The organism is Monashia sp. HAY1-2A, assembly GCF_056755315.1.
Genome location: NZ_JBNDHY010000167.1, coordinates 1 through 9113, shown reverse-complemented (window position 1 = coordinate 9113; position 9113 = coordinate 1). Strand labels below are relative to the sequence as shown.

General features: G+C 69.5%; 11 protein-coding genes. 8 read left to right on the top strand and 3 right to left on the bottom strand.

The annotated features are described in order from the left end of the window. Positions 1-400, bottom strand: a 400-nt coding sequence (locus tag ACPYOM_RS18805; protein ID WP_481347122.1) for a DUF4386 domain-containing protein, incomplete at its 3' end; no start/stop codon positions are given. 237 nt (positions 401-637) lie between these two features. Between ACPYOM_RS18805 and ACPYOM_RS18800 the strand changes: the two genes are divergently transcribed. The 3 genes from ACPYOM_RS18800 (at position 638) to ACPYOM_RS18790 (ending at position 3113) form a co-directional block, all read left to right on the top strand. Next, positions 638-1315: a TetR/AcrR family transcriptional regulator gene (locus ACPYOM_RS18800; protein ID WP_481347121.1), complete on the top strand. Its 678-nt coding sequence runs from the start codon at positions 638-640 to the stop codon at positions 1313-1315. 462 nt (positions 1316-1777) lie between these two features. Beyond that, positions 1778-2254, top strand: coding sequence for a hypothetical protein (locus ACPYOM_RS18795; RefSeq protein WP_481347120.1), 477 nt, complete (start codon positions 1778-1780; stop codon positions 2252-2254). Positions 2255-2582: 328 nt separating this feature from the next. After that, on the top strand, positions 2583-3113 hold the full coding sequence (locus ACPYOM_RS18790; protein WP_481343107.1) for an HAD domain-containing protein: 531 nt from the start codon (positions 2583-2585) through the stop codon (positions 3111-3113). Positions 3114-3149: 36 nt separating this feature from the next. Here ACPYOM_RS18790 and ACPYOM_RS18785 read toward each other — a convergent pair whose 3' ends face one another. Next, complete coding sequence (locus ACPYOM_RS18785) at positions 3150-3755, bottom strand: LysE family translocator (RefSeq protein ID WP_481347119.1); 606 nt, start codon at positions 3753-3755, stop codon at positions 3150-3152. A 284-nt stretch (positions 3756-4039) separates the two neighbouring features. After that, entirely contained in the window at positions 4040-4672 is a 633-nt protein-coding gene (locus ACPYOM_RS18780; RefSeq protein ID WP_481347118.1) for a TetR/AcrR family transcriptional regulator, read from the bottom strand. 279 nt (positions 4673-4951) lie between these two features. Here ACPYOM_RS18780 and ACPYOM_RS18775 point away from each other — a divergent pair, with 279 nt between their 5' ends. The 5 genes from ACPYOM_RS18775 to ACPYOM_RS18755 all read left to right on the top strand — a co-directional run bounded on the left by ACPYOM_RS18775 (position 4952) and on the right by ACPYOM_RS18755 (position 8760). Continuing rightward, entirely contained in the window at positions 4952-5722 is a 771-nt protein-coding gene (locus ACPYOM_RS18775) for an SDR family NAD(P)-dependent oxidoreductase (RefSeq protein ID WP_481347117.1), read from the top strand. A 212-nt stretch (positions 5723-5934) separates the two neighbouring features. Next, positions 5935-6537, top strand: a complete 603-nt coding sequence (locus ACPYOM_RS18770) for a sulfite oxidase-like oxidoreductase (RefSeq protein WP_481347116.1) — start codon at positions 5935-5937, stop codon at positions 6535-6537. Then, a complete protein-coding gene (locus ACPYOM_RS18765; RefSeq protein ID WP_481347115.1) occupies positions 6537-7259 on the top strand; it encodes an FAD-binding oxidoreductase in 723 nt (240 codons plus the stop codon). Before ACPYOM_RS18770 ends, ACPYOM_RS18765 begins: the two co-directional genes overlap by 1 nt. 178 nt (positions 7260-7437) lie before the next feature. After that, complete coding sequence (locus ACPYOM_RS18760) at positions 7438-8328, top strand: RNA polymerase sigma factor (protein WP_481347114.1); 891 nt, start codon at positions 7438-7440, stop codon at positions 8326-8328. An 81-nt stretch (positions 8329-8409) separates the two neighbouring features. Continuing rightward, on the top strand, positions 8410-8760 hold the full coding sequence (locus tag ACPYOM_RS18755) for a TraR/DksA family transcriptional regulator (RefSeq protein ID WP_481342849.1): 351 nt from the start codon (positions 8410-8412) through the stop codon (positions 8758-8760). Positions 8761-9113: the final 353 nt, after the last annotated feature.

Below are 9113 nucleotides of genomic sequence, written 5' to 3'. Positions count from 1 at the left end.
GGTACAGCACCGACCCGAGGCACAGCGCGCTGAAGGCGGGCATGAGGCTCTGGCTGAGCAGGAAGGCCTGGTGGTAGACCGCGACGAGGACCTGTCCGGCGGTGACCAGGGACGCCGGATCCGGGGGTCCGGGGTTGTGACGCAAAGCGATGACTGACAGGAGGCTGACGACGCCGACGAGGATGAGGGCGCCTTCGACCAGCCGAGCGGCGAGGTACCCGAGAGCAGCCGTCTCGCTCCATCTGCGCACCACCGGGACCAGCACGACGGCCGTGCCGACGCAGGAAACGGCAAGGAGGACCTCGAGCGTCGTGCCCGCCAGGACGCCCGTGGCGCTCCCCGCGCCCAGGACGAAGTCGGTGCGCTCCAGCACCGGGCGGTACAGGCCCAGGGTCGGCACGGAGGTCAGGAACGTCAGCAGATACAGCGCTCCGGCTACGAAAGCGGTGCGCCTCGTCGCTGAATGGCGCTGTCGGGTCGGCGTGGACAGGCGGGCGGCAGGTGACATGAGAGGCTCCTCGAACCCGGGTGTACGGCGTACACCCCCTTGGCCGGAGCGTAGGTGTACGGTGTACACGTGTCAACGCTCATCGAGAAGCGCCCTAACCGGGCACCCTTGAGCCGCGACCGGGTGTTGATGGCTGCAGTGCAGCTCGCCGACGATGAGGGCCTTGCCGGGGTGAGCATGCGCCGGCTGGCGCAGCGGCTCGGTGTCGTGCCGATGGCGCTGTACAAGCACGTCGCGGACAAGGACGAGCTGCTCGACGGGATGGTCGACGTGGTGATCGACAGGTTCGCCGCACCGGACCCGGCGCTCGGCTGGAAGGACCGCGTACGCCAACAGCTCCTGGCGGCACGTGGAGCGGTCCTGAGCCACCCCTGGGCTCGCCGGGCGATCGAGTCGCGCACCAGACGCACCGCGACGGTTCTGGCCTACATGGACTCGGTGGCCGGCATGTTCATCTCCGCCGGGTTCTCCGCCGACCTGACCCACCACGTCATGCACGCCCTGGGCAATCGCATCTGGGGCTTCAGCCCGGAGATGTTCGACGAGTCTGCAGGCGAGGCCGACTCACCCACCGGGAGCCAGCCCGACGAGCGGCCCGACGCCGAGCAGCAGGCTGCCTTCGCGCAGCGATACCCGAACATCGTCCAGATTGCCGTGGCGGCGATGGAACGCGATCGCCCTGACGGCGGTGCACACGGGTGCGACGAGCAGTTCGAGTTCGAGTTCGGTCTGGACCTGCTCCTCGACGGCGCCGAGCGCCTGCACCGAGCAGGCTGGAGGTCAAGCACCACCGGACCGGACTCATAGGTCCGGTCGTCGACGACTCTGTGGACGAGAGGCACCCGCCGCCCGGTGTTGGCGTCCACCAGCGCCCTGTCTCGAATCGGCCGCTTGAGACGGACGGCGACCAGGTGGCGACTGCGGGTTGACGCTCCAGGAGGTCGAGGATGAGTGGATGGTCGAGGGGGGCCGGCACGTGCGCGCACCACTACGCAGGCTGGGGACGGGCTCGCACATTCCTCAGCCACATTCGCATGTCCGCGACCGACTGGTGCCCGCATCCTTGAGCGGACCGAGCCCGCTTCGCTCCCCTCACCGGCGGCCATCCCGGCACCCTGCGGCCCGCGATCCGAGGGCTTCGCGCGGGTCGGTGCCCGGCGCCTACGTCAGATGCACGAGGCGCCCGATGGTGCCGTCGAGGACTGTGGGCGCTGAGGGTCTTCCTTTCCGGGAATCGGCCCGAGGATCTCCTGGTACGGGGGCTTGACGATGCGGCGAGTCATTGCGGGTCTTGCATGTCTGCTGGCTGCGGTCACCGCCGCGGGGCCGGCCTGGGCCCAGGAGGGAACTCCGGATCTGGCCGTGACCCTCGCGTGGGCACCCAACGGTGGGCCACACGTACGAAGTGGCGAGACTGCGACATGGACAATGACGGTGACGAACCTGGGAGATGCGACCGCGCCGGCGGTCGAGGTGCTAGCCAGTGGTTCCGACCAGTTCGGCCGGTTCACGTCCAGTTGCGGCGAGCAGCTCTGCGTCCTCGGGGACCTCGAGCCGGGAGAAGCTAGGACTGTCACGTTCTCGGCCACGGCATGTTTGATCCAAGCGGGAGACCCGCCGGCCCGCCGCATCTGGTGGGTTACCGGGTCCGCGTGGACGGCAACGGACCCGAACCCGTCGAACAACACGGCGAGCCTGGACGTCAGGATCACAGGCTCTGCCAACTCCTCGTGCTTCGGTGCTTGACTGCCCCGCTCAGGCGCTTGCCGCTCGTGGGCAGACGCACGGGGCGGTGCCGGCGCCCCGAAGTCACGCGGCCGCACGCACGAGACGACGCAGTACGGACGTGAGGATCGGTTGCGGGTGCATTTCGGACAGGCGTCCACGCGCCCAGCGAGCGATGGCTTGGTTCGGGCCGTCGGCCGCGCTCATCCGAACCCGCAGTAGCCGGGTCGGGGGGGCTTGGCCAGCAGCTCGACTGCGTCAGGGGCTGCCCTGACAGATCCATGATGTCGCGTGCCAGGCGGCACGTGTTCGGCAAAGCCGCGGACGTCTTGCGCCTATCGTGGGTGCAGTGACCGAGGGCCCGACTCGTCCCCTGCTCTTCCTCGACGTCGACGGGACGCTGATCCCCACAGCCGACGTGCAGATGCCATCGACGCTCGAGGACTGGAACACGACGTGGCAGAGTCCCTCCAACCCACGACTCGCCACCATCGCGGCCGAGCACGGCCAACGCCTCATCCGGATGTCTTGCGACGTGGTCTGGGCGACCGCCTGGATGCACGATGCCAACCGGGTGATCGCACCCATCCTGGGTCTGCCGGAGCTTGCCGTTGTCGAGTTCGGCGAGTTGCCCGGGATGGATGAGACCGTCTGGTCGGAGGATGACCAGGCGGCGGCCCTGAACTGGAAGACGCAAGCTCTCGTCGAGCTCGCGTCGGGCCGTCCGTTCGTCTGGGTCGATGACGAGCTGACCGATGTCGATCGCGCCTGGGTGTCGGCGAACCACTCCGGCGCAGCCCTGCTTCATCGCGTTGACTCAGCCGTCGGGCTGCGCGCGGCGGATCTTGCCGTCGTCGAGGAGTGGCTCCGCTCGATGTGAGCCGCGGTCCGCGCCGGGTCGCACGAGAGCGGCCGCTTAGGCCTCCGTAGCGAGGCGCACGCAGAATCCTGCGAGAACGAGCCCTCCGGCGGCGTCCACCGCGCGCCGCACGCGGCGGCGTTGGAGCCGGTCACGCACCAGGTCGACGAACCCGACGACCGCCAGGCACCAGATGGTGCCGAGGAACGGCACCGTCCACGCGTGCATGAGCCAGGTCGTCCACGGTGCGTCCGGCGCCACGAACTGTGAGAGCAAGGACAGGTAGAAGACGAGGATCTTCGGGTTCGTCGCATTGCACAGCAACCCCTGCCGGTACGCTGCCGCTGCGCTCATGCGGGGGCCCGTCCCGACGTCCGGGTAGTCGGCGCGCACCGCACTGCGCAGCATTCCGAAGGCCAGCCACGCCAGATACACCACGCCGCCCCACTTCAAGGCCAGGAACAGCGGCTGAACACGCACGATCACACCAGCCAGCCCGATCGTCACCAGCAGCCCCTGGATGGCAGCGGCCGAACTGACACCTGCCGTCGTGATCGCCCCCCGACATCGACCACCGCTCAACGTGTTTCGCACGATGACGGCGAAGTCCGCCCCCGGCACCAGGACCAGCGCAACGACGACGACGATGAAGGACCAGGTCACGCCTGAACGCTACGGGAAATCGCGTCCGCCTCGTCCGCAGACGCTCGACGGCATCGGGCCGAAAATCCGTGCTGCGACGACGAATGCGCGCACCTTCGTGGTGACCTAGTTGCTCGTCGCGCGGCGTAGAGCTCTGGACGCGTGCCGGCCGAGGGTCTCGATGTCGGGGATCGGCACCCTCGTTGCACGACGTCTCGTCTTGCCCGTCCGCGCGGTGTCCGGTGCGCTGGTTCACCCGCACGAGTCAGGGGCTGGACGCACGGAACGCGCGGAGTCCTTCAGCTCTACGCTGCCTTGGTCGCGTACGAGGCGATGTGCTCGAGTGCCATGTCCAGGGACGCCTGCATCGGGGTCGCGTTGTGGGCCGCCTGCGACAGCAGGTAGCCGCCCTGCAGGGCAGCCATGAGACCGGTCGCCAGGCGTTCGGTGTCTGCGTCGGACCGTAGCGCCCCGTTGCTGCTCATCCGGTCGAGCGCGTCCTTCATCAGCATCTGCCACGTGTGGAAGTGACCGGCCAAGGCAGTGAGCGCGCCGTCGTCCTGGTCGGCGAGCTCACTGAGCAGGGAGCCGAGGGCGCAGCCGTGAGCGCCGCGCCGCAGCTGGACCCGGTTCACCGCTGCGGTGCGCCAACGTTCCAGGCCACGCATGGAGTCGACGCGGCGCAGCAGGTCGCGCTCGCGCTCCATGATGACCTCGGCGCGGCGCTCGATGACCGCGGCCACCAGGGCGCTCTTGTCCGGGAAGAAGTGATACAGCTGCGACTTGCTCACGCCGGTCGCGGCCCGCACGTCGTCGAGCCGGGTGCGGTTGACCCCGTGGACGAGGATGAGGTCGTCGGCTGCTTGCAGGATGCGGGCACGCGTGGCTGCGCCCCGAGCTGTCAACCGCGGCGAATGCCGACCCTCGTCACCGGGCACACCGCGAGCATATCCGCAGGTGGTGTGATCGCACAGAGGTGGACGGCTCGGTCCTCATCGGGGTCGCGCAGCGGGCACCCGTGGCAGCGTCTTCGGATTGCTCCCTCAAGGGGCAGCGGGTCACCTCAGGCCCCAGCCGGCGGCGACAACCATCGGGCCGACGGGCCGGTCCCCATAAGGAAAGTCTGCCGCGCGCCACCTACCTGCCATGGCTTCGCCGACCGAAGCCCCCGCCCCCACAGCGGCGGCGGATTCACACTCAACCGGAGGTTGCGGCACATGTCAGATCGATTCGTGGGACACAAGCTGGTCGTCACAGGCGGCAGCAGCGGAATGGGCCGGGCCACCGCTGCCACCGTGCTGGGCGAGGGCGGTTCGGTGGTGCTCATCGGGCGCAGCCACACCAAGCTGGACGAAGCAGTCCAGTACCTGGACGGCGGCGACCGCGTCACCGCGCTCGCCGGCGACCTCAACGACGCGGCACAGGTCGACGCCATGGTCGACGCGCTCGCTCGCGACCACGCCGACACCAGCCTCCTCGTCAACTCTGCAGGCTTCTTCATCCCGAAGAACTTCCTGGACTACGACCTCGCCGCCTACGACTCCTACCTGGACATCAACCGTGGCACGTTCTTCCTCACCCAGGGCGTGGCCCGCCTCATGGTCGCCCGTGGCGGTGGCTCCATCGTCAACATCGGCTCCATGTGGGCGCACCAGGCCCTCGGTGCGACCCCGTCGTCGGCGTACTCCATGGCCAAGGCGGGCCTGCACGCTCTGACGCACAACCTGGCCATCGAGCTCGCACCCCAGCGCATCCGGGTCAACGCCGTCGCTCCCGCGGTCGTGGCCACGCCCCTGTACGAAGGCTTCGTGCCGGCGGACAAGATCGAGGAGACGCTGCACGGGCTGGACGGGGTGCACCCGCTCGGTCGTGTCGGCACCCCCGAGGACATCGCCGGAGCCGTCACGTACCTGCTCTCCGACGACGCCGGCTGGGTCACCGGCAGCATCGTCAACGTCGACGGTGGCGTCATGGCGGGACGCAACTGACGGCGACAGCCGCGCGACGCCACGAGTCCCGGGCGCCGGCGCCGTCGACCCGGCGACCGCTGACCTGTTCAACCAGACGATCCTCGAGACCGAGAAGCAGGCGTGGATCCTCGAGGCCGAAACGGCTCCGACAGGCGCGGGCGGGCCATGAAGGGCCCGTGGGCCCACCCCGAACACCACCACCCACCACTGGAAGCAGGTGACGTTCCGACATGTCAGTGACACGAGGGTTCACGAGGCGCGACCGTAGTGACCCGAGGCTCCCTCCGGGGCAGTACGACACCGGCGACAACTGGCCGGTCCTGAGCTACGAGCCCACGCCGAGGTTGGACACGGCCACGTGGACGTTCACCGTCGACGGGCTGGTGCGGGACCCGCACACGTGGTCATGGGTACAGCTGCACCGCATGACGCCATCGACGTACGAGGGCGCCATCCACTGCGTCACCACGTGGTCCAAGTTCGACATGACCTTCCGCGGTGTGTCCGTCGACACCCTGCTGGACCTCGCCGGCGTCCTGCCGGAGGCCACGTTCGTCCTGGCCCGTTCCCACACCGGGTACACGACCAACCTGCCTCTCGAGGACGTCCTCGGCGGCAAGGCCTGGGTCGTGTGGGAGGTCGGCGGCCAGCCCCTGCCGGCCGAGCACGGTGGCCCCGCCCGGCTGCTCGTCCCGCACCTCTACTTCTGGAAGAGCGCCAAGTGGGTGTCGGGCCTGCACCTGATGGACCACGACGAGCCCGGCCTGTGGGAACGCAGCGGCTACCACGACCGTGGGGACCCGTGGCTCGAGCAGCGGTACCAGGGAGACTGATGGACCGGTGGGTCACGACCCGTGTTCCGCCCGTCCAGCCGTGGCAGACGGCCACGGTCGTCGGGCTCCGATGCGAGACCGCCACCGCGAAGACGTTCCAGCTCATGCTTGCCGGCCCGCATGACTTCGTTGCCGGCCAGCACTTCATCGTTCGGCTGATGGCTGAGGACGGGTACCGGGCGCAGCGGGCGTACTCGGCCGCCTCCGCGCCGGGCAGCGACCCGTTGGAGATCACGGTGGAGCTGCTCCGCGGAGGTGAGGTGTCCACGTTCCTGCACGAGGGCCTCGAGATCGGTGACACCGTCCAGGTACGCGGCCCGATCGGCGGCCATTTCGCGTGGGACGTGTCGGTACCCATGCTCGGGATCGCCGGAGGAAGTGGGGTCGTCCCGCTGATGTCGATGCTTCGCGCGGCCCGAGCCGTCCGTCGTGAGGACCTCGTGACGTTGGTGGTCTCGGCGCGCAGCCCGAGCGAGCTGTACTACGCCAGCGAGCTCGCCGCAGAGCAGACCACGGTCGTCTACACGCGGCAGGCGCCGCCGCGGCATCCCCGTGCTGCGGGACGCCTCACCGAGGCCGATCTGGCTCCCGTGCTGCGACCGGGGCAGCAGCCGTTCGTGTGCGGGTCGCCCGCCTTCTGCGACACCGCCACCATGCTGCTCGACGCCCTCGGCGTCCCTTCCACGGACATCCGGGTGGAACGGTTCGGGCCCTCCGGATGACGAGAACGCCACGGCCCGAACGATGCCGCCCCCTACCGGCGCAATTGCCAACGCCCGTGCTCGCCCTGCCCCAGCGAGACCAAAGAACCCGCGCGTACCGGACACGAACACGGACATGAGCGTCCCTGCCGCGGGCATGCGCCGCGTGCCTGACCGGCGCCGACCGAAGGAGTAACAGATGAGGTGTAGCGCGGTCGCGGCCTATGGAGGGCTGGTGCTCAGCGGAGCTGTCCCGGCGTCCGACCTCGTCGACACGGCGCGTCATGCCGCTCGGTGCTCGGCGTGCACGACGCACCTGGACCAGGTCGCGACGACGTCCGCTCTGATGGCGGCGCCGAGGACGGCACGGCGGACGCGGGCCACGCCAACGATTCCGGGGCACCACGGCCCCCCGGCCAACGACCCCGTCGGGGACCAGCAGAAGTTCCTGGCACAGCTGGCTCGGGCCGCTGATCCTGCCCATGCCGATGACCTCGTTCAGGAGACCTGGGACTACTTCCTGTCGCAGCTGCGGACTCGCACCCCCCGGCGTGAGGAGCTGGCCGCGCACCTGCTCCGTCAAGCGGCGAGGCACGTGACGGACGACGAGGACACCCGAGAGGAGTGGGCCGACAGCATCCTGGCGCACCACGCGCACTCCTCGTCCGAACCGATCGAGGGCGACCTGCCGGCGGGGTTCGAGGTGAACGGGTCCCTTCGTGACCTGGCTGAGCTGCAGATGTTGGACGCGGACGCCGACCCAGCCGAACTCCTTCTGCCAGAGCTGTACAGCGAGGGCAGCGATGTCGGCAGCTGGGTCAGCCCGCCGAGGGCGTGGCCGGCGCTGACGAGGTTCCTCGGCCCCGAAGCCGAGCTGGAGACCGAAGAGCTGTCCGGCGTCGTCGACTCGGCGCTGGACGACCTGCCGCGGCAGGTGGCCGACGTCGTCGACCTCGTCGACATCCAGGGTCAGGAGCTCCTGTCGGCAGCGCTCGTCCTCGGGCGCGAGGTCCCGGACGTGCAGCGTGACCTCGCCCGCGGGCGCAACGTGGTCCGAGCGCGTGTCGGCGCCTACCTCGCGGGCCGCTGAGCCGCCCTGCACCGCCGCGACGCACCCCACGAACGGACCGCGCGACGGACTGCCGCGCGAGGACAGACGAAAGGACTTCTTGTGGACGTTGACCAGGCCAAGACGCTCTTGGATGCCGAGCGCGCCCGCGTGACCGAGCTGCTGGCCACCTCAGCCTCGGCACGCATCGAGGACAACGAGGCCATGCGTGAGGCCGGAGACGGGGACGCGGACGCCGCCCAGCCGTTGCAGCACGAGGTCATCGGCATCACGATCGATGGCATCCTGCGGGAGCGACTGGCGGCGTTGGACCGAGCAGATGCCCGACTCGCCGCTGGAACGTACGGGTTCTCGGTGCAGAGCGGGGTCGCGATTCCCGACGCGCGTCTTGTGGCCGACCCCGCGGCAGAGCTCACCGTCGAGGAGTCCGCTCGGACCCGACGCGGCCACTGACGACGATCGCGGACGAGCACGCGTCCTGCTCGCGCCACCGACGCGGAGCGCTGGGACATGGCAAGGTCGGCCCGAGCGCGCCGGCACCGGACGGCCGCGACCCGCGTCCGCCCACACCACGTCCTCGGCCGTGGCACGCGGCTCGTCCTTCGTGAGGTCGAAGTGCTGGCTCCACGCGGCATTGGATGCGGTCGCTTCATCTGGTGCCGGCCCAGCCACCTGCCGGAGGCGGATCTCGGCACCCAGCGACCCCGCCGCGTCGGCCACCCGGTGTGCCGATCCGATAAGAACTCGGCTGCGGCGGTCACCATCAGTCGAGCAGCCACTGACCCGTTTGCGCGCAGCCCTGCACC